Below are 20,139 nucleotides of genomic sequence, written 5' to 3' on the forward strand. Positions count from 1 at the left end.
ATCACGTTATGGGGCCGGCTCACCTGGGGCCTGGTCGCATGCGCTGGGCAAACACCTCATCGGCCTGTTTCTGCTGCTCGGCGCTCATGGCCGCGTACAGCGGCGCAAACGCAGAGGCCAGACGCCCGGCACTGTCAGCATGCACCTGGGCCATCTGGGCATAGGCTTTCAGCGAGTCGGTGGCCGCCACGGGCCCGGCCTGCACCTGCGCCCCTCGGCGTGCCATGGCGGTGTCAAGTTCGCGTGCCGACTCGCGCATGGCCTGTGCCACGGCATCCCATTGCGGCGCCTGGGCGGCCGTGATGCGCAGGCGCTGCTGCAGCGTCTGGATGTGCTGCTCCACCCCGGCATGGCGGGTGCCGCCATGCTCCGGGCCCGCCCCGTGCCTGGGGCCGGTGTGGCCTTCTTGGTGGCCCCCGCCCTGCATCATGGGCTTGGGCGAGGCGTCCTGCGCCAGAGCGGGCAAGGGGTTCAGGGCCAGGCCGGCGACCAGCGCGCAGGCCAGGGTCCAGACATTCAATGCGGTTTTCATGGGTTTCTTTCGGATGAGGCAAGTGGAGACAAAAGAGGTGGGGCTGGCGGCCATCGTTGAAGACCGGCGTGCTGACGCACAGCGGGCTGGGTCGAGGCCCAGACCGGCCCAATGAGCAATACGTCCACGGCCAGCGCCCAGGGGACCTGCAGGACACCCAGCAGCACCCCGGCCAGCCACGCGCCCCAGGATCGGCGGGGGCGGTGGGCAGCTGGGGCAGCTGTCCGGGGCTGCGTCATGGCAGGGCCTGCAGTCGCGACAGTGCGGGTGTCAGCCCTTGCGCCGAGGCGCCAGGCTCGAAGTGGTAGATGGTGTCGCTGAGGTAGCGCGCCACATCCTGCACATCGGCCTCGCGCCAGCCCAGGGCGGAGTTGCTCTGCCAGCGCTGTACCTGCGCCCGCAGGGAGGGCCAGTCGTGCGCCAGGCGTTGGCCGCGCCAATGCACCTGGGTGCCGTGGCAGCTGATGCAATGGGTGTCGTACAGCAACTGGCCATGGCTGGCGTCGGTCAGGTCGGCGGCCCGGGCCGCCATGGCCCAGGCCAGCATCAGGCTCAGCAAGGCGGGGCGCAAGTTCATGGGGTTCTCCTGGGTCGACGCGTGATGAGTTCGTCTTGAAATCGTTCAGAGCGGGTCGGGCCCGCCCGCGTGTCACTGTGGGGGCGGCTCTGGGAGGCGTCAGTGCGTTCACGCACACGGCCCCAGGGAGTCAATCCTGTTCGTCAGCGGGTGGTTCGGCACTGAGCAGCGCCGCCAATTCATCGGCCTGGGCGCTCCAGCTGGAGTCATCGGCGAGTGATTTCTTCAAAAATTCGGCCTGTGAGGCGTTCCAGAACGGCGCTTCGGAAAGACGCATCCCCGTTGGCAATCGATGGGTACGGACAAAGGCATCGCGCTCGGCTGGATCGGCCGGCAGGCCCAGTTGCTGAAACAGGTGTCCGAGGTCGTGTGGGTGGAGTTCCATGGGGGCTTTCAAGACGGGTGCCCGCCAGCGCCGGGCCCTGAAATGGGCCACGGCGGGCCGGCAGGCATCAAGCCATGCTGAGCTGCGCTTTGGCGGCCGGTCTGTGCGCCTGGGCACAGAGGCGACGGGATGGCGGTTCTTCGGCCTGCTGCGGGCGCCTCTCCACGTGCTCCGCCGCACCGACACACGCTGCAAGGGGGCGCAGGCTGGTGGGCTGGTGGCTGGCCGGGCGTCTGCAAGGCGTCACCGCGGCCTGCCTTTTCTGGCTGGGCGCCCAGGGGGTGCGGGACGACGATGGTGAACAACGCTGAATCTCAGGGCTTTGTGGGCGTGCGCGTCAGGCCGCGCTGGGCTGCCTGGGCCTTGTGGGGCGGAGCGTTGGCGTGCGCCGCGCAAGCCCAGTGGCCGCTGCCTGTGGTCAAGCCGGTGGTGGCCGAAGCCGATGCGTGGCTGGCTGGCGAGCGCATCGGCCTGACCCTGTCGGCCTACCCCCGCCTGGTACCCGTGCCGGGGTACCCGGTGTATTACCAGCCTGGCGGGCGGGCCAATTACTTCTTCTATGAGGGAGCGTTCTGGTTCTTCCGCGACCAGCGCTGGTACCGCAGCCGGTGGTACGGCGGGCCCTGGCAACTGATGTGGCGTGACGAGGTGCCTTTGTTCCTGCTGCGCGTGCCCCTGCGCTATGACCACCGTCCGCCCGACGAACTGCGTGGCGGCCCGCCGGACACCGCGCCCCGCTGGGACGAGCACTGGGGCCAGGGCTGGCAGGCCTTGCCGCTGGGTTGGCAGCGCTGGAACCGGCGCACCACGCCCCCCGCCGCGCCATTGCCCGACTACCAACGGCGTTACGCCGGCCCCCACTACCCGCACGACACCGCGGAACAAGCCCGCATCAGCGCCAGCGAAGGTGCCCTGGCACCGGGTCCCGCGCGGGCGACCGAATTCAGCCCGGTGACTTCGGGGCCGGCCCGTCTGCGCCGCCTCGGCGCCACGCCATGAGCCGATGCGCCGCCGCCCGGCTGCGACAGGTCCTGTGTCTGACGGGCTGCGTGCTGGCCCTGACGGCTTGCGGTCAGCTGCCGGTGTGGCGCTGGCAGGTGCAGCCCAGTGCCACACCGCATTTCCAGGCGGCCTGGGGCCAGCTGTCGGCCCAGCGCAGCGCGGCCCTGGTACAGCGACTGCAGGGTACCTGGGGTGATGCCTCGGGGCTGGACGAGCGCATTGCGCAAGAGCAGATGATCGTGGGCCGGCCCCTGGTGCTGGGCAATCGGGCCCGTCTGCTGCAGGATGGGGCCGCCACCTACCAGGCCATGTTCGAGGCCATCGCCCAGGCGCAGGACCACATCAACCTCGAGTCCTACATCCTCGACGACGACGCGGTGGGCGAGCGCTTCGCCGAACTGTTGTTGGCACGCCAGCGTGCGGGCGTGCAGGTCAATCTGATGTACGACAGCGTGGGCGCCTGGGGCACCGACCCGGCCTTCTTCGAGCGGCTGCGCGATGCCGGCGTGCAGGTGCTGGAGTTCAACCCGCTGCAGCCCTGGGTGGCGCTGGCGCCGTGGGCGCCCAACCACCGGGACCACCGCAAGCTGCTGGTGGTGGATGGCCGGCTGGCGATTCTGGGGGGCGTCAACATCAGCGGGGTGTATGCCAGTGGCTCATCGCTGCGTGGGCTCAGGCACCGGCCGGGCAAAGCCTCGGGCGCCGAGCAAGGAGGCAAAGCCGGTGGCGGAAACGGCGCGGTGCCCGCGCTGACCTGGCGCGACACCGACATCCTCATTGAAGGTCCGGCCGTGGCCGAGTTCCAGCGCCTGTTTCTGCAAAGCTGGCAGCGCCAGCGTGGGCCGGTGCTGGCCGCGCGCAACTACTTTCCGGTCGTGCCCCCGATGGGGCCGCAGGTGGTGCGTGCCATCGCCAGCTCGCCCGACGATCTCTACAGCCTGATGTACCTGAGCCTGCTGGCGGCGTTGGGCCAGGCGCAGCGGCAGATCCGGATCACCCAGGCCTACTTTGTGCCGGATCACCAGCTCATGGCCGCGCTCACCACCGCGGCGGCGCGCGGCGTCCAGGTGCAGCTGATCCTGCCGGGGCAATCCGATTCGGGCCTGGCCTTCCATGCTGGGCGCTCCGAATACACCGAGCTGTTGCAGGCCGGTGTCGAGGTGTTCGAGATGCGCAGCGTGCTGCTGCACGCCAAGACGGCTGTCATCGATGGTCTGTGGTCCTGTGTCGGTTCCAGCAACCTGGACTGGCGCAGCGCACTGGACAATGACGAGATCAATGCCGTGCTGCTGGGCGAGGCGTTTGCCGCCACCCTGCAGCAGGCCTTCGAGACCGATCTGCTGGCGGCCACGCCCATCACCTGGGCGCAATGGCAGCAACGGCCGCTGTCGTGGCGGCTCAAGGAGTGGGGCGCGCGCCGGCTGGCGCGCTTGTTGTGAGCCCCCGAGGGCCTCTGCTGGCTGAGGGGCCTCAGATGCGCCCAAGCAGCATCAACACCAGCACGACCACCAGCACCAGGCCCACGCCGCCGCTGGGCGCATAGCCCCAGCCACGGCTGTGCGGCCAGGCCGGCACCACGCCCAGCAGCAGCAGGATCAGAATGAACAGCATCAAGGTTCCGAGGGTCATGGCGTGGCTCCTGAGAGGGTGGGGCGGTCTGTCATAGCGCGAGCAGGGCTGGGCGCGCGGGCGCCAGCGCGGCCTGTGGGGCGTGCTGCAGCAGATCGGCCAGGTCGTCGGCGTGTTCTTCTTCCACCGCCAGAATGCCTTCGAGCAGGCGGCGCGTGGTCGGGTCCTGCCCGTGCAGGGCACCGATCAGGTGGCGGTAGCTGTCGATGGCGATGCGCTCGGCCACCAGGTCTTCGCGGATCATGTCGGTCAGGCCCTCACCGGGCACGTACTCGGCGTGGCTGCGCGCCAGCAGGGTGGCGGGCGAAAAGTCGGGGCGCCCGCCCAGCTGCACGATGCGCTCGGCCAGCAGATCGGCATGGGCCAGCTCTTCATTGGCGTGGGCCAGAAACTCGGCACCCACCGCCTGGGCGTGGATGCCGCGCGCCATGAAGTGGTGGTAGCGGTAGCGCAGCACGCACACCAGTTCGGTGGCCAGCGCAGCATTGAGCTGCAGCAGCAGCTGTTCGCGGTCGGCCTGGTAGCCGGCCGTCACGGCGCCTTGCTCCAGGTGTTGGCGGGCCCGTTGGCGCAAGGCGCCCAGGTCCAGCGGGGCTTGCAGGGATTCGGTCATGGCAGTGCCTTTGCAGTTGAGGTGAAGGGGCAGGGCAGGGGGAGTGCTCCGCGCAGCCCCGGGCGGGGCCACGCGGTGGGGCTTTCAGCGCGCAGGCACGTACAGCACGCCATCGGCTGGCGCGCTGGTGCCACGGGCCCCGGTGTTGCCCTTGGCGCCGGTGGCACCCGTGCTGCCGGTGCTGCCGGTATCGCCCGTGGCGCCTGTGCCACCCATGGCGCCGGTGGCCCCTGCCCCACCGGTGGCGCCTGTGGCCCCGGTGGCGCCGGTGTAACCCGTGGCGCCGGTATAGCCGGTGTTACCGGTGTTGCCCGAGGCGCCAACCGGCCCCATCGAGCCTGTCGCTCCGGTGGCGCCTGCCGGGCCGGCGGGGCCGGCTGGCACGGAGAAGCAGCCCGCCAGGGCCAGGGCGGCGGTGGCCAGCGTCAGGGTCAGAAAAGTGCGTGTCGTGTTCATGGGGAACTCCTGTGAAGGCAGCCCGCAGCGGAGCGCAGGGCGCGCTGGCGGGGTGCAACCTTGATGGGGCTGCTGGTTGGCCGGGCACCGGGGCATCAGGTCGGTGTGGCGTCGGTGGGCCCCGCGGCATCAGCCTTTCAGGCAGGAGCAGGGCGGGGTCCACTCAACGTCCAGCCCTCACCATGGGGCCAGGGCGTGTGGCCGTCTGTGCGGCGGCACCCCAAGCGCCGTGTGAGCGGATCAGTGTGGGTTGACGCACAGACCCCCTGGCAGCGCTGTTGCAAATTGCCCCATCGTCAACAGCAGGGAGAAGAGGGTATGAATTCCATCGCAGCCACCTTGGCCGATTGCGACGATGTGCAAAGCCTGGCCACCACGCTGGCGCAGGTATGCGCTGCATTTGGCCCAGTGGCCTATCTGCGCATCATGACCTTGTCAAACCGGGGGCAGCGCGAAGCGCTGTGTTTCATCCAACTGGCCACACGGGGCAACGAGGCCGGGCTGGCCGAGCTGCTGCAGGCCGCATGGGTGGATGACTTTCTGACCCTGCGCGTGCCGCTGGGTGGCGTCGGTCACGCCTTGCTGGCCCAGTCACTGGCCTCGTATCCGGGGGTGGCCATGACCCCGTGAGCCGGGCAGCCAGGCTGCCGTGGGGGGGGGAGGGCAGGCCGCTTTTGGCGGCCTGTCCGTGTTCAGCGCTTGTTCTTGCCGACCTCATTGCCGATCACCGCGCCCACGGCTGCACCGCCCACCGTGCCGATGCCGCTGCCCCCGGTCAGGATGGCGCCGCCCACGGCACCCACGCCGGCCCCGACCGCGGTGTCCTGTTGCCGGCCCGACATGCCGCTGCAGGCGCCCAGGCTGAGCAGAACCAGGGTGCTGGCCGACAGGGCCAGGGATTTTTGAGAGAGGAAAGTCATGTGTTTCACCTGTTCGGGTTGATGAAGGCCCTGCCCGTGCCACCCCGCGGGGCGGCCCGGCGCCTGGGCCCGGAACCCCAGCATGGGCCGGGCTGTGCACTCTGTCTGTGCCCTGGGCCACGTTGTGGGCCAGGCCAGGGTTCAGGCGGCGGCGCGGGTGGCGCCGATGGGGCCCATCGCGCCCATCGCGCCCACAGCGCCCACAGCGCCCACCGGGCTATGGCTGCTGTTGCTCGGCGGCGTCAGCAATTCGCGCACGCGGGCCACTTCCTCCAGGCTGCCGTGCACCACCAGCACGTACTGGTCGACCTGGAGCGCGGTCTCGTACTTGATCTGAGCGTCGGCCGGCACGCCCAGTCGCGTCAACGCTGCGCCCAGGGCCGACAGCCCACCCACCAGGGCGGCGCCCTCCAGCACGCCGACCAGGGTCAGCACCACCGGGCCGGCCATGGCCAGCACGCCGATGCCGGGCAGAAAGAAGACGGCAGGGGCCAGCAACAGGCTCCAGATACCGCCCCAGAAAGCGCCTGTGGCGCCCCAGGCCTTCATCTTGTCGCCCACGGTGTAGAAGCCGGTGGGGTGCTCTTCGCTGTGGTAGCCCTTGCCCAGCAGCGACAGGGTCTTGAGGTCGATGCCGGCGCGCCCCAGGGTCTGCAGGGCAGACTCGGCCTCCTGGTGCGTGGCGAAGATGAAGCCGGGGGCAAGGTGGTCGTTCATGAGGTGTCCTGTGGGAGGGGGCTGCGGGCCGGGCTTCAGTCAAAGCGCAGTTCGTCGTGCACATGGCGCACACCGGGTGTGTTCCAGGCCGCCTGCAGGGCCAGGCCGTGCTCGGCCCAGCTGTCCACTTCGCCGCTGAGGGTGACCGTGGCGCCCTGCACCGCCACCGAGATGCGGCGTGCGTCGCCATGGGCGCGCCGCTGCAGGGCGCGTTCGATGTCGGCCACCACGGCCGAGCAGTTGATCTGGGGCTTGACCGCGATCTCGTCAGTCAGGCTGCGCAGGCCCTGCAGGTGGCGCACGGTGGCCAGGGCCGCCTCACGCTGGAAATCCCAGTGCACGACGCCGCTCAAGGTCATGTTGCCGTCTTCCACCAGCACATGCAGCGCCTTGGCGGGCAACTGGCGCGTCCATTGCAGGGCCGAGATGGCGGCCCGCGCCAGGTCCGAGTCGCTGCGCTCGGCCGTGCTTTGCAGCTGCACCTTCAGTTCCACGGCCAGGGCGCGCACGCCCTGCACGCGCTTGGCGGCGCGCTCGGCCTCCCATTTCTCGGAGAAGCTGTCCACCACCCCGCTCAGGGTGACCACGCCCTCGTTCACCCCCACGCCGATGTGGGCCGAGTTGATGGAGGGGTCGCCGGCCAATTCGGCGGCCACGGCGGCTTGCAGGTTTTTGTCGGGTGTCATGGTGAAGGTCCTTGGTGTGAAGTTTTGGAGGTGTCCGCCGGGGCGCCACGGGGGGGGCTTGCACCGGGCTGGCGCTTGAGTGGGCCCAGGGCGGGGCCGGCCGTGCCCCACACCCCGTCCCAGAAGAAGGTGGTCACGCCAAAGCGGTGGTGTTGGCCCGGCTGGTGGTGGCTGGCGTGCCAGTGCTTGTAGCGGCGGGCCCAGGGGCGTTGCGGGCGGTGGTGGTGCAGCGCATGGTGGGCCAGCGAGTACACGAACAGCCCGGCCAGCACACCGGCGGCCAGGGGCAGGCCCTGCCAGGCGGGCAGCCAGGCCAGGCTGGGCAGCAGCACCAACAGCCCGAAGGCCGAGGCGCTGATCACCGTGGGGCTGCAGATGCGCGCTGCCGGCCGGTCGTGGTGCATCTGGTGCCAGCGCCGGAACGGGTCGAAGCCATGCAGCACGAAGCGGTGCAGCAGGTACTCCAGCAGGGTCCAGATCAGGGCCCCAAGGGCAAACAGCAGCACGCCGGGCAGGCGCTGCGCCGGGGGCACGGCCCAGGCCAGCCACAGGCTCAGGCCCATGGACGCGGCGCCATAGAACACCAGGTCGGCGTAGTAGGCCCGGGCACTGTGCTCCAGGTTCAAGAAGGCCATGGGTTTCCTTTGGCGGGTTGCGGGCTGGGGTGCGAGCCCTCAGCTTGGCGCCGCCGCAGCGTCGGGTCTGTGCGCTGTCGAACCCTGATCGGCCCTGGCCTGGCCGGGTGGGGATCAGCGTGCCGGCAGGTTGGGCAGCAGGCGGTCGTATTCGCGCTTGACCACCTGGTAGCACTCACAGGTGCGTTTCTCCAGGCCGGGTCGGTCCAGCACCGTGATGTGACCGCGGGCGTAGCGGATCAGGCCCCCAGCCTGCAGCTGCAGCGCGGCTCCAGTCACGCCTTCGCGCCGCACGCCCAGCATGTTGGAGATCAGCTCCTGGGTCATGATCAGGTCGGGGCCGCTCAAGCGGTCCAGGCTCAGCAGCAGCCAGCGGCACAGCTGCTGGTCCAGCGAGTGGTGGCGGTTGCACACGGCGGTCTGCGACATCTGCGTGAGCAAGGCCTGGGTGTAGCGCAGCAACAGGTGCAGAAAGGGCCCGGCCCGGTCGAACTCGTTTTTCAGCGTCGAGGCACGCAGGCGCAGGCCCTTGCCGGCGCTTTGCACCACGGCCCGGCTGGGTGTGGAGTTGCCGCCCATGAACAGGGCCACCCCCACCATGCCCTCGTTGCCCACCACGGCAATCTCGGCCGAGGCACCGGTTTCCATCACATACAACAGCGAAATGATGGCGGTGGTGGGAAAGTAGGCGTAGTTCATCGCCACGCCCGACTCGTACAGCACCATGCCCAGGGGCAGATCCACCGGCTCCAGCTGGGCCAGGACAGGGGCGAATTCGGGTGTGTCCATGGCCTCCAGAAGGTGGTTTTTCCTGTATTCAGCAGGCGCAGGTGGGTCATGGGTCATGTGTGTTCCTCCCGGGCACCGTTGGTTTGGTTGGATGCGCGGGTTGGCCGGATGTGGCACCCGCGCAGTGGTGCCCAACCGCAGCGTAGAGCCATTTGGGAGATTTATATGTTCGTTGGCGAACATATTGTTTCAGGCCGCTGTCAGCGTCTGCCATCGCACCGACAGCGCCAGCCGGCGGTGTCACCCTGGCTGCTGGCCCGACCATGGCGCCCGGCGCCCAGCGCGGGGGCCACCCTGCCCGGGCCCTGGATCGCTTTGATCTGCCACTCAGGACACCTTGCCATGAACCACTCCAAACCCCTGCATGACGGCGATGGCCGCGCCCATGAAGGCGCCGGCCCCGGCGATGTCGACCCCACCCTGGTCCACCACCCGGTGCGCGCCGCTCCGCACCCGCTCGATGCGCTGAACGGCTTGCTGCAGGACCAGGAGGCCCATGCCATGGCCTGGCTGGCCGCCAGCGCCGTACCACCCGGCGAGCCGATGCGTGTGCTGCGCGATTCGGCGCGGGAGCTGCGCAGCCAGGCCGAGCAGGCGCGCCGCCAGGTGCAGCGACAGATCCAGGATCGCCCGCTCACCGCCGTGGCCCTGGCGGTGCTGGCCGGGGGTTGCCTGATGGCCCTGCCGCGTCTTTGGCACCTGGCCTTTTCGCCGCGTCGATGATGCAGGCCACCACTTCTGACACGGCCTTGGCCGTGCCCGCCTCCGGCGCGCCAGAGTCTGTTGACGGCGCCCCTCCCCTGAGCGGGCCCTCGGGCTGGACCAGTGCCGGCCGTGGCACGGAGTCTTTGCCGGCGCCTGCGCCGGACGAGACCACGGCCCACAGCCCCACGGTCGACCCGCTGTTCTTCTCCGTGCCCCGGGTCTCCACCCTGGCCGGCGAACGTGGGCTCACGCAGGCCAGCGGCTTCTACTTTCAACGTGATGGGCGCCTGTACCTGGTCACCAGCCGCCATGTGGTGTTCGACCAGGCCACCCGCCATGTGCCCGATCGGCTGGAGATCGAACTGCACCTGGACGGCACCAACCTGACCCGGTCCACCGGCTTTTCCATCCCGCTTTATGTGCAAGGCCAGGCCGTGTGGCGTCAGGGCCATGACGGCGGGGGTGACATCGATGTCGCGGTGCTGGAGATCGAGCGCCGCAAGCTGCCGGCCTCGGTGGTCATCCGGGCCTTCACGCCGGCCCACCTGGTGCACGACTTTGCCGAAGTGCCGGTGGGCGAGCCCCTGGTGGTGGTGGGCTTTCCGCTGGGCTTTCACGATGCGGTGCACCACCTGCCGGTTCTGCGCTATGCCATGGTGGCCTCGCCCTACGGCATCCGCTTTCAGGGCAAGGGCTATTTCCTGACGGATGCCCGCACCCACCGCGGCACCAGTGGCGCTCCGGTGGTGTCGCGCCGCCAGCACCCCAGCCCTGAGCAACAGGCCTTGCCCTGGCGGCTGCTGGGCGTGCACTCCTCGCGCATGGACATGGGCAACCGGGATCTGCTGCAGGACGAGTCGCTGGGCCTCAACTGCGTCTGGTACGCCGACATCCTGCTGCGCCTCACGGCCGACCCCAGCCGCTTCGGGGCGGGCTGAACTGGCCGTTACCCGGCCGTTGCTGCGGCGGGCGCCCGGCAGCGCCTGCTCAGCGGCGTGGTGGCGCGGCCTCGGGATTGAAGTCGGGGTGCTGGGCGGCCATGCTGCCAGGGCGCGGCTCGCTGCCGGGCCGCGCCTCTCCCGGGTGTTCATGCTGTATCGGGGTGGGCGCCAACCGACCGCTGGCGCGCTGGCTGACGGCAGGGTCGTCGTGGGCTTGGCTTGTGTGAAGCGACAGCGTGCTGCGTTGACCGGGGCGTGGCCGGGGGGCCGGTTCGGGCCGAGGGTGGGGTTTCACAGCCGCCCCGTCAGCCACAGGATCAGCAGCACGATCAGCAGCAGCCCCAGGCCCCCGCTGGGCAGGTAGCCCCAGGCATGGCTGTGCGGCCAGATGGGCACGGCGCCCACGACCATCAGCACCAGAATCACCAGCAGGATGGCACCCAGGTTCATGTTCAACTCCTCACCCCCAGGGGGTTTCTGCCAGTGTGTGCCCTGGGCGCCGGCCTGCCTGTGCGCTGGCGCACCTTGCCGGTTGCGCTGGCGCACCGTGCCGGTTGCGCTGCGTGGCTTTCAGGCGGTACTGGCCGGTGGCGGCAGGCTTTCTTCCGGCCCCGGCCCCAGGCGCAGCAGCACCTGGCGCACGCCCTGGTCGGCCTGCAGGGCAATGCCCTCGGCGCCCTGCAGCAGGCCATCGCAAAACAGCTCGTGCAGGCCCGGCCTCTCGGGCACGGCCTGCACCTCGATGTCGTAGCACGTGCCCTGGCGCCGGTACTGAAGCTTGAAGCCGGTCCAGCCCGGGCGCAGGCAGGGCCGCAGCTGCAGCCGGCCCCGGGCCAGTTGCACGCCCAGCAGCGACTCCAGCACCAGCCGGTAGGCCCAGCCGGCCGAGCCGGTGTACCAGGTCCAGCCGCCACGCCCTTGGTGAGGGGGTGCGCCATAGATGTCGGCTGCCACGGCATAGGGCTCCACCTGGTAGCGGGCCACGGCCGCTGCGGTTTCGGTGTGGCGCAGCGGGCTCACCATGTCGAACACCTCCCAGGCCTGTTGGGCTTGCCCCAGCCGGGCATAGGCCATGGCGCACCAGATGGCGGCATGGGTGTACTGCCCGCCGTTCTCGCGCACGCCGGGCACATAGCCCTTGATGTAGCCCGGGTCCAGGCCGCCGTGGTCGAACGGGGGGTCGAGCAGGGCCACATAGCCAAAATGGTGGTTGACCAGGCGCTGGCCCACCGCCTGCATGGCGGCCCGCTGGTGCGCGGGGGTGGAGGCCCCACCCAGCACCGACCAGCTCTGCGCCACGGCGTCGATCTGGCATTCGGTGTTGCTGGCCGAGCCCAGCGGCGTGCCGTCGTCAAAGTAGGCGCGCCGGTACCAGTCGCCGTCCCAGGCGTGCTGCTCGGTCTGCTCGGCCAGGGTGGCGGCCTGGGCCCGCCAGGTGCTGGCCTGGGCCGGGTCGCCCTGGCCCGTGGCCAGTGCGGCCATCTCCGCCATCCTGCCCAGCGTGTCGTGCAGGAAGAAGGCCAGCCAGACACTCTCGCCGCGCCCCTCGATGCCCACCCGGTTCATGCCGTCGTTCCAGTCGCCCGAGCCCATCAGGGGCAGGCCGTGGGCACCCAAGCGCAGGCCGTGCGCCAGCGCGCGGCAGCAGTGCTGGTAAAGGCTGCCACTCTCGCCTGAGGCTTCGGGCAGGTCGTAATAGGCCTCTTCGTCGCCCGGCACCGGCCGGCCTTTCAGGTAGGGCAGGGTTTCGGCCAGCACGCCCACATCACCGGTCAATTGCAGGTAGTGGCTCACCGCCTGGGGCAGCCACAGAAAGTCGTCCGAGCAGCGGGTGCGCACGCCGCGGCCGGTGGGCGGGTGCCACCAGTGCTGCACATCGCCCTCCTGGAACTGGCGCGCCGCGGCCCGCAGCAGGTGGGACCGGGCCAGGGCGGGTTGGCTGTGGGCCAGCGCCATGCTGTCCTGCAACTGGTCCCGAAAGCCGAAGGCGCCGCCAGATTGGTAGAAGCCGCTGCGCCCCCACAGCCGGCTCGACAGCGTCTGGTACAGCAGCCAGCCGTTGAACAACAGGTTCAGCCCCGGGTCGGGGGTGTGCGCCTGCACCGGCTGCAGCACCCGCTCCCAGGTCTGTACCACGGCGCACAACGAGGCCTCAGCTGCTGCGGCGTCCCGTGGCCCGGCCACCCCCTCGGGCCCCAGGCCCTGCAGGGCGCCCAGGCGGAACACGATCTGCCGGCTTTCGCCGGGTGCCAGTTCCAGGGGCACGCGCAGCGCCGCGCAGGGGTCCAGCCCCGCACCCAGGCGCAGCGACAGCTGGGCCTGGTTCATGGCCGCCGGCTGGCGCCAGGAACCCTGGCGCCCCAGAAACTCGGTGCGGTCGCCGCTCCAGCTCACGCCGGGCTGCAGGCCCGAAGCACCGGCGTCAAAGAACACCCGCACCCCGGCAAAATCGTTGTTGTAGGGGTTGTGCGCCAGCAGGGCCCCGGTGGCGGGGTCGCGCTCGGTCACCAGGTGCTGGCCGGTGTGGGATGGCAGGTCGCCCAGCACCCACTCCACATAGCCGGTGACGGACAGGCGCCGCACCCGGGCACTGCGGTTGTGCAGTGTCAGCACCGACCATTTGAGCGACAGCGTGGCGTCCACATGCACGCTCAGCGTGCTGTGGATGCCCTGCGCCGCGTGCTCGAAGCGGCTGTGGCCAAAGCCGTGGTGCACCACCGTGACCCCGCCCCCACCACAGGGCAGCGGCGTGGGCGACCAGTAGCGGCCGCTGTCTTCGTCGCGCAGGTACAGGGCCTCGCCGCAGTTGTCGCCCACCGGGTCGTTGCTCCAGGGGGTGAGGCGGTATTCGTGCGCGTTCTGGAACCAGGTGTAGCTGCCGCCGCTTTCCGACAGCACGCAGCCCAGCTGCTCGTTGGCCATCACGTTGACCCAGGGTTCAGGTGTCGTGCCCGGGTGCCCCGGTCTGCCCAGGCGGATCACATAGCTCTGACCATCGGCCGCGAAGCCGCCCAGGCCGTTGTCGAATTGCAGGCCCGCCACAGCGGCGGGCCCGTCTCCCTGGCGCTCATCGGGGCCCGGGTTGGCGCTCAACAGGCGCGGGGCCTTGCTGCGCCGCAGCTCCTTGCCGCGTGGCGGGGCCACCTGCTGCGCCAGTGTGCCCCCGGTGTCGCTCAGCACCACCCGCGCCACACTCAGGAACAGGTGCCGGTCTTCGGGCGAGATGTGCTCGCCCACGCGCACAAAGATGCCGCCCGATTTTTCGGCCAGGTTGGCCTCCAGGCCCGAGGCGATCAGGCCCAGGATCTGCTCCTGCAGCACCTGGCGGTAGCCGGCACGGTCTTCGTTCCAGATCATCAGGTCCACCGTCAGGCCCTTGAGGCGCCAGTAGGCATGGGCGCGCACCAGCTGCTGCACCAAGCCGATGTGGGCCACATCGCTGATCTGCAGCAGCACGATGGGCAGGTCGCCCGAGATGGCGTAGCTCCACAGCCCGGACTGGCGCCGCTGGTTGCGCAGCAGCACCTCGGCCGGCGGGCGCAGCGCCGGCTGGGCATACAGCACGGCGCCGGCCAGCCGCCCATAGAGCTGGGCGTCGGCTTCGCTGGCGTTGATCTGCTGCAGGTTCACCCAGCTGTGCGTCCAGGCCAGGTCGAACACCCGGTCGGCCAGGTGCTTGTCGCGGTATTTGTCGATCAGCCCCATGGCCTGGTCGCGGGTGTCGGCCATGCCGGTGACCATATCGAGGGTGATGGTCTGCTGCGGCTCCAGCGTGATGCGGTGGCGGATCGCCATGATCGGGTCCAGCACCGCACCGGCGCTGCCCGACAGCGGGGCGTGGCTGTTCAGGGCCTGGGGCGACTGCAGGCTGCGGGTGCGGCCGATGAAGCGGCGGCGGTCGGTCTCGAAGCTGGTCTGCGAGCTGGTGCCGCCGTGCACCACCACCAGGTGCATCAGCCACACGGCGGCTTCGGCGCTGGCGCGCGGTCGGCGCGTGCAGACGATGGCCTGGCGCGCCGGCACGATCTCGGTCTGCACGAACAGCTTGCTGAAGGCCGGGTGCTGGCTGTCGCCACCGGCCGGGGCCAGCACCACCTCGGCATAGCTGGTGACTTCGAGGGTGCGGCGCTCGCTGGCGTTGTTGCGGATGTGCAGGCGGCGCAGTTCGATGTCGTCCTCGGGCGAGACGGCCATCTCGGCGTGCACGTCGTAGTTCAGGTCGCGGCGGCGGAACTCCACCCGGCCTTCCGAGAAGATCGCCTGGTAGCTGCCGGGCTCCCGGCAGGTCGGCTGGTGCCCTACCGACCAGAACTCGCCGCTGGCCACATCGCGCAGGTAGCAGAACTGGCCCCAGGGGTCGCGGGTGGGGTCTTCGCGCCAGCGGGTCACGGCCAGGTCCTTCCAGCGGCTGTAGCCGGCGCCGTTGTGGGTCAGCATCACGTGGTAGCGGCCGTTGGACAACAGTTGCACCTCGGGGGCCTGGCGTTCGGGCTCGGTGATGATGCGCATGGGCAGCACCGGCCCGGTCGAGGGTGTGCGGGTGGCGCTGCTGGCCGCGGTTTCGTGCTGCAGCCGGGTCGGGTTGGGAATGCGCTCGTGCAGCAGCAGAGCGCTGGCGCGCAGGGCCGGCACGGCCATGAAGCGGCGCTGCATGGGCTGGCCCAGCAAGGCGTGCCCCAGGGCCAGCAGGCTCATGCCCTGGTGATGCGCCATGAAGGACTGCACGGTGGCGCTGGTCTTGCCGCGGGGCACGCGGGCGGCGGTGAAATCGATCGCCTCGTACAGGCCGTAGCGGGTGTTCAGGCCCATGCCGGCCAGGCGTTGCAGGTTCTGGCAGGCCGCCTGGGGGCTCACCAGCAGGGCCAGGGCCGTGGCGTAGGGGGCCACCACCAGGTCTTCGGCCAAGCCCCGCTTCAGGCCGGTGCCCGGCACGCCGAAGGCGCGGTAGCGGTAGTTGAGGCTGGCATCCACCGCGTTGTAGCCCGATTCGGAAATGCCCCAGGCCACACCTCGGCTGGCACCGTAGGCCACCTGGCGTTGCACGGCCGACAGGCAGGTCTGGTCGAGCAGGCTGTTGGCCAGGCTGGGCATCACCAGCAGCGGCATCAGGTACTCGAACATCGAGCCGCTCCAGGACAGCAGGATGGGCGGGCCCCCGACCGAGGTCAGCAGGCGACCCAGGCCGAACCAGTGCTCTTGCGAGAGCTGGCCCTGGGCGATGGCCACATAGCTGGCCAGGCGCGACTCGGAGGCCAGCAGGTCATAGCAGCCCTCGTCCAGCCGGTGCTGCTCCACGTCGTAGCCGATGGCCAGCAGGTGGCGTGTGGGGTGGCTCAGAAAGGCCCATTGCATGTGACTCAGGGCCAGCACCTGGGCGGCCAGCCCGTGCAGTTCGGCCTGGCGCAACTGGGCCCGCTGGCTGGCCAGGCCCACCAGGGCGCGCACATCGGGCAGGGCGCCGATGGCGGCGGCGCTGCCGGGGTAGGGGCCCCGTGCGGTGTCGGTGCTGGTGGCGAAGGCCGCGCCCAGCTCGGCCAGCTCGCCCAGGCTGGGCAGGCTCAACAGGCGGTGCGGCAGCAGGGCGTCGGCTTGGCTGCACCAGGGCAGCAGGGTCTGCAGTTCCTGGCGCGCGTCCTGGATCTGGGCCAGCAGCACGCCGGCCCAGTGGTGCATCTCGGCGTGGGGGCTGTGGCTGGCGTCAGGGGCCGGGTTGTCGGGCCCGGGGGCCAGGCATTGGGCCTGCAGCGAGACGCAGGCCTCGCTCAGGCGCTGCAGGCTGGTCAACAGGGTCGAAGGGCTGGCGGGTGCCACGGCGTCGGATCCGCTTTCGCCGGCTGCACCCTGGGCGGCCAGGGCCTGGTCCAGGCGCTGCTGGAGGTTGCGCAGGGCCTGGATCAGGGCGGGCGGGCCTGCTGGGGCATGGGCATCGGCCTGCTCCTGCAGCACGCCCAGGGTGTCGCCCAGGCCGTCGAGCAGGCGCGGGCTCAGGCAGGGGCCCTCGGCCAGGGCCAGCAGGCCGGCGTGCAGGGTCAGCAGGTGGCCGGCCAGGTTGCCGCTGTCCACCGACGACACATACAGCGGTGGCAGCGGTTGCAGGCTCAGGGTGTCGTACCAGTTGTAGAAGTGGCCCTGGTGGCGCGGCAGCGTGTGCAGGGTGGCCAGGGCGTTGCGGGTGCGCTCGATCAGGCCGGCCGTGCTCAGGTAGCCGAAATCGTTGGCCGCCAGGTTGGCCAGCAGCGACAGGCCGATGTTGGTGGGCGAGGTGCGGTGGGCCAGCTTGGCCTGGGGCTGCTCCTGCTGGTTGTCGGGCGGCAGCCAATGCTCGGTGGCGGTCACAAAGGTCTCGAAGAAGTGCCAGGTGCGGCGCGCCAGGCGGCCCAGAAAGCGGGCCTGTGCCGGGTTCAAGGGGGCCTGCTCCTCGCGCAGGGGTCGATTCAGGTAGGCGTTGGCCAGCGGGGCCAGGGCCCACAGCAGCAGCACCGGGGCGGCCACCCACAGGGCGGCTGGCCGGTACAAGGCCAGGGCGGTGGCGGTCAACACGGCCAGGGCCGGGGCCGGCCACAGGCCTTGCCAGATGGGTTGCCAGGTGGGTCGCCAGGCGATGCGAGGGCGGGCCTGCGCCGTCACGGCCGGGGTGGCGACGCCGGTCACGGGTGCTGGGGCCTCGTGGCTGGCCTGCCATTCCAGCAGGTCGTGGTGGCTCAGGTGCAGGCGCACCTGGGTGCGCAGCAGGGCGTCCAGGCTGTACCAGGCCTCGAAAGGCAGGCAGGCCAGGGTGAACAGGCCTTGCCGGCAGCGCTGCAGCAGGGCCTCGAAGATCAGCGTGGCGTGCTGGTCGGCGGTGGCCTCGTCGGGCTTGCGCACCGCCTGCAGCGCGGCATTGGCCAGCGCGGGGAAGAACAGAATCCCCAGCACGCCCAGGGTCCAGCCCACCGCCTGGGGCAGCAGGGCCCAGCCCGCCAGCAGCAGGCCCAGCAGGGCCGGTGCCACCAGGCTGCGGCGCAGGTTGTCGAGCAGCTTCCATTGCGACAGGGGGCTCAGCGGGTTCAACCCGCGTCCGCCGCGGGCCAGCGGCACCCGGGCCCAGGCCCAGGCCGCCACCTGCCAGTCGCCCCGGATCCAGCGGTGGCGGCGCTTCACGTCGCTCAGGTACAGGGCGGGCATGTCTTCGTACAGGATCACGTCGCTGACCAGGCCGCAGCGCGCGTAGCAGCCCTCCAGCAGGTCATGGCTCAGGATGCGGTTGTCGGGGAAGCGCCCGCTCAGGGCCTGCTCGAACACGGCCACGTCGTAGATGCCCTTGCCGATGTAGGAGCCTTCCTGGAACAGGTCCTGGTAGACGTCCGAGGCGGCGCCGGTGTAGGGGTTCACGCCCTGGTCCCCTCCGAACAGGCGTGCATAGCGGCTGCGGTTGGTGCTGGGCAGGGTGGCGGCCATGCGGGGCTGCAGCAGGCCATAGCCCTGGGTGACACGCTGGGCCAGCGGGTCGTACTGGGCCTGGTTCAGAGGGTGGGCCAGGGTGCTGACCAGGCGCTGGGCCGCATCGCGTGGCAGCTGGGTGTCGGTGTCCAGCGTGATCACGTAGCGCACGCCGCGCAGGGCGGTGGTGTCGCCCACGATGAGCGAGAAGTCGCCCCCGTCGCCGCCCAGCAGCCAGGCATTGAGCGCGGCCAGCTTGCCGCGCTTGCGCTCGAAGCCCATCCAGGCGGGCTCGGCGGGGTTCCAGCAGCGTGGGCGGTGGAACAGGCCAAAGGGCTGGGGCTGTGCGGGCTGGCCATGGCGCAGGTTCAGCGCCTCGATGCGCTGGCGCAGGCGGGCCAGGGCGGGGGCATCGGCGGGCAGTTCCTGCTGCGTGGCGTCGGGCGGGTCGCTGAGCAGGGCAAAGTGCAGCTGGGGGTCGGTGTTGGCCAGAAAGCGCAACTCCAGCGATTCGGCCAGCCGGTCGGCGCCCGCCTCGGAGCCCAGCAGGCAGGGCACCACCACCAGCGTGTGCGATTCGGCAGGGATGCCGTGGGCATAGTCCATGCGGGGCAGCCGCTGGGGGCGCGCCAGCAGGGTGGCGCACCAGTTGACGATGGTGACGGCCAGCTGGCTGCAGCCCAGGGCCATGCCCAGGCTGGCCAGGATCAGCAGCACGGGGCCGCCTGCGGCCAGCCGGGTGCCGGCCAGCATGTGCACGCTGGTGAGCAGTGTGAGCACGGCGATGCTGCCCAGGTACAGGGCCAGCATGGCGTTGGGGCGGGCCAGCAGGGGCAGTCTGGAGGGGAGACTCGCTGCCTTGGACACAGCTTCATTCGGGTTGGGGCCCGGGTGGGGCGTGCTGAGTTGCTGCAGTTGCGGCAGGCCCTGGTCGATCAGGTAGTAGCCCACGTGCGAGAGCCGACCTGGCGCAGGCCGACCTGGCTCGGCGGGCAGGGCTGCAGCCTGGCGGGCCAGGGTGACGGCCTGGCGGGCCACCTCGACCTCGCTGAGGTGGCTGCGCCGGGCCAGGCGCTCGACCGCGTGGCGGTAGCGGTCGCGGGTGGCAAAGTCCATGCGGCCGTACAGGCCGCCGGGGTCGTCCTGCAGCGTGTGCTCCACGGCGCTCATGGCTTCGACGAAATCGCGCCAGTCGGTGGCGCCCAGCAGGCGCAGGCTGGCAATGCTGTTGCTGATCGACAGCTGGCTGGCGGCCTGGTGCTGGGTCTCGACCTGCACCACCTGTTCGATGGACAGGCCGCTGTCGGCCAGGTGCAGCTCGATCCAGTTCAGGGGCATGGCCAGGGTGGCACCCTGGCCGCGCAGGCGGCGCACCAGTTCGGCCACGAAGGCGCCCGCCAGCGGCGGGTCGGTGCGGGCCATGTCGGCCACCACCAGAATCAGGTGCTTGGGGTCGGTCTGGGCGGCGGCGCTGAGCTGGTCGGCCCAGGCCGTGGCGCGGCTGCGTTGGCTCAGGTCGGCAGCGATGCGCTCGCCCACACGGCGCAGGTTCTCCAGCATGGCCAGGCGCAGCATGATGGGGATGGCCCACAGCTCGCCCAGGCGCAGCAGGTCCACCCCCTGGTAGGCCTGGATCAGGCGGCGCAGGGCGTCCAGATCGAGGCGGCCGTCGCCATGCGAGATGGCTTCCAGCGCCATGTCATAGACCCGCGGGCAGCCCTTGGAGGGGCCGCTGCCCAGCAAGGGCAGGGCGCGGCTGTAGCGCTTGGAGAAATGCAGCCTGGCGGTGCGGATCTGCTCCTCGATCAGGTAGAAGTTGTCCAGCAGCCACTCGCCTGCGGGCGGGACGGCGCTCTGGCCGTCCACCGCCTCGCGCAACTGGGCGTAGGTCTGGTCCAGCACCTTTTCGTTGTCGGCCAGGCGCGCCAGCAGCAGGTCGGGGCCGGTGTGCAGGCTGCCGCGGTGGCGCTGCGCCAGGGTTTTGCCGTGCCGCTCCATCTGCTCGCTGTTGAACAGGTCGGCCTGCAAGGGGGGGGCGGCAAAGATCGCCTGGGCCGGCGCGGCGGCGTGTGGCAGGCCGGGCAGGTGGCGCAGCAGAGCGCGCAGAAAGGCAGGCGTTGGGGGCATGGGCAG

Annotated in this window: 18 protein-coding genes; 5 read left to right on the top strand and 13 right to left on the bottom strand. The window is 70.5% G+C overall.

Features of this window, described 5'->3' with window-relative positions:
* Positions 1 to 19 precede the first annotated feature (19 nt).
* The 3 genes from L880_RS34085 to L880_RS0100845 all read right to left on the bottom strand — a co-directional run bounded on the left by L880_RS34085 (position 20) and on the right by L880_RS0100845 (position 1,506).
* Positions 20 to 532, bottom strand: coding sequence for a Spy/CpxP family protein refolding chaperone (locus L880_RS34085; RefSeq protein ID WP_169737706.1), 513 nt, complete (start codon positions 530 to 532; stop codon positions 20 to 22).
* A 235-nt stretch (positions 533 to 767) separates the two neighbouring features.
* Positions 768 to 1,109, bottom strand: coding sequence for a c-type cytochrome (locus tag L880_RS0100840; RefSeq protein WP_027474048.1), 342 nt, complete (start codon positions 1,107 to 1,109; stop codon positions 768 to 770).
* 130 nt (positions 1,110 to 1,239) lie between these two features.
* The gene (locus L880_RS0100845; RefSeq protein WP_245614853.1) at positions 1,240 to 1,506 is read right to left on the bottom strand and encodes a DUF2789 family protein; all 267 of its coding nucleotides are present in this window, start codon (positions 1,504 to 1,506) and stop codon (positions 1,240 to 1,242) included.
* Positions 1,507 to 1,791: 285 nt separating this feature from the next.
* Between L880_RS0100845 and L880_RS34090 the strand changes: the two genes are divergently transcribed.
* Positions 1,792 to 2,493: a hypothetical protein gene (locus tag L880_RS34090; RefSeq protein WP_157462524.1), complete on the top strand. Its 702-nt coding sequence runs from the start codon at positions 1,792 to 1,794 to the stop codon at positions 2,491 to 2,493.
* Positions 2,490 to 3,935, top strand: a complete 1,446-nt coding sequence (locus L880_RS0100855) for a phospholipase D-like domain-containing protein (RefSeq protein ID WP_245614854.1) — start codon at positions 2,490 to 2,492, stop codon at positions 3,933 to 3,935. The genes L880_RS34090 and L880_RS0100855 overlap by 4 nt, the downstream gene beginning before the upstream one ends.
* Positions 3,936 to 3,966: 31 nt before the next feature.
* Here L880_RS0100855 and L880_RS34720 read toward each other — a convergent pair whose 3' ends face one another.
* From L880_RS34720 to L880_RS36590, 3 genes are all read right to left on the bottom strand, one after another.
* The gene (locus L880_RS34720; RefSeq protein WP_043328040.1) at positions 3,967 to 4,125 is read right to left on the bottom strand and encodes a DUF3309 family protein; all 159 of its coding nucleotides are present in this window, start codon (positions 4,123 to 4,125) and stop codon (positions 3,967 to 3,969) included.
* Between the two features lie 31 nt (positions 4,126 to 4,156).
* Positions 4,157 to 4,738 (bottom strand): ferritin-like domain-containing protein, encoded by a 582-nt coding sequence (locus tag L880_RS0100865; RefSeq protein WP_027474051.1) that lies wholly within the window; start codon positions 4,736 to 4,738, stop codon positions 4,157 to 4,159.
* Between the two features lie 84 nt (positions 4,739 to 4,822).
* The gene (locus L880_RS36590) at positions 4,823 to 5,194 is read right to left on the bottom strand and encodes a hypothetical protein (RefSeq protein WP_043328042.1); all 372 of its coding nucleotides are present in this window, start codon (positions 5,192 to 5,194) and stop codon (positions 4,823 to 4,825) included.
* A gap of 318 nt (positions 5,195 to 5,512) precedes the next feature.
* Between L880_RS36590 and L880_RS31160 the strand changes: the two genes are divergently transcribed.
* A complete protein-coding gene (locus tag L880_RS31160; protein ID WP_043328044.1) occupies positions 5,513 to 5,824 on the top strand; it encodes a hypothetical protein in 312 nt (103 codons plus the stop codon).
* Positions 5,825 to 5,886: 62 nt separating this feature from the next.
* On the opposite strand, the gene L880_RS0100880 is transcribed toward L880_RS31160, so the two are convergent.
* The 5 genes from L880_RS0100880 to L880_RS0100900 all read right to left on the bottom strand — a co-directional run bounded on the left by L880_RS0100880 (position 5,887) and on the right by L880_RS0100900 (position 8,941).
* The gene (locus L880_RS0100880; protein WP_027474052.1) at positions 5,887 to 6,114 is read right to left on the bottom strand and encodes a glycine zipper 2TM domain-containing protein; all 228 of its coding nucleotides are present in this window, start codon (positions 6,112 to 6,114) and stop codon (positions 5,887 to 5,889) included.
* 141 nt (positions 6,115 to 6,255) lie between these two features.
* Positions 6,256 to 6,831: a hypothetical protein gene (locus L880_RS0100885; protein ID WP_027474053.1), complete on the bottom strand. Its 576-nt coding sequence runs from the start codon at positions 6,829 to 6,831 to the stop codon at positions 6,256 to 6,258.
* A gap of 35 nt (positions 6,832 to 6,866) precedes the next feature.
* A complete protein-coding gene (locus tag L880_RS0100890) occupies positions 6,867 to 7,517 on the bottom strand; it encodes a BON domain-containing protein (RefSeq protein ID WP_027474054.1) in 651 nt (216 codons plus the stop codon).
* A complete protein-coding gene (locus L880_RS31165; protein ID WP_051442928.1) occupies positions 7,514 to 8,152 on the bottom strand; it encodes a sterol desaturase family protein in 639 nt (212 codons plus the stop codon). Before L880_RS31165 ends, L880_RS0100890 begins: the two co-directional genes overlap by 4 nt.
* 114 nt (positions 8,153 to 8,266) lie before the next feature.
* Positions 8,267 to 8,941, bottom strand: coding sequence for a Crp/Fnr family transcriptional regulator (locus tag L880_RS0100900; RefSeq protein ID WP_043328046.1), 675 nt, complete (start codon positions 8,939 to 8,941; stop codon positions 8,267 to 8,269).
* A gap of 342 nt (positions 8,942 to 9,283) precedes the next feature.
* On the opposite strand from L880_RS0100900, the gene L880_RS0100905 reads away from it, so the two are divergent.
* Positions 9,284 to 9,664, top strand: coding sequence for a hypothetical protein (locus L880_RS0100905; RefSeq protein ID WP_027474056.1), 381 nt, complete (start codon positions 9,284 to 9,286; stop codon positions 9,662 to 9,664).
* Positions 9,664 to 10,584 carry a S1 family peptidase gene (locus L880_RS0100910; RefSeq protein ID WP_211245260.1) on the top strand — a complete coding sequence of 307 codons (921 nt, stop codon included), beginning with the start codon at positions 9,664 to 9,666 and terminating at the stop codon, positions 10,582 to 10,584. The genes L880_RS0100905 and L880_RS0100910 overlap by 1 nt, the downstream gene beginning before the upstream one ends.
* A 294-nt stretch (positions 10,585 to 10,878) precedes the next feature.
* On the opposite strand, the gene L880_RS34725 is transcribed toward L880_RS0100910, so the two are convergent.
* Both L880_RS34725 and L880_RS36595 read right to left on the bottom strand, forming a co-directional pair.
* Positions 10,879 to 11,037, bottom strand: coding sequence for a DUF3309 family protein (locus L880_RS34725; protein ID WP_043328048.1), 159 nt, complete (start codon positions 11,035 to 11,037; stop codon positions 10,879 to 10,881).
* Positions 11,038 to 11,157: 120 nt separating this feature from the next.
* Positions 11,158 to 20,133: a glycoside hydrolase family 94 protein gene (locus L880_RS36595; RefSeq protein ID WP_027474058.1), complete on the bottom strand. Its 8,976-nt coding sequence runs from the start codon at positions 20,131 to 20,133 to the stop codon at positions 11,158 to 11,160.
* Positions 20,134 to 20,139 lie beyond the last annotated feature (6 nt).

It is taken from the genome of Curvibacter gracilis ATCC BAA-807 (assembly GCF_000518645.1).
GTDB classification, from domain to species: Bacteria; Pseudomonadota; Gammaproteobacteria; order Burkholderiales; family Burkholderiaceae_C; genus Curvibacter; species Curvibacter gracilis.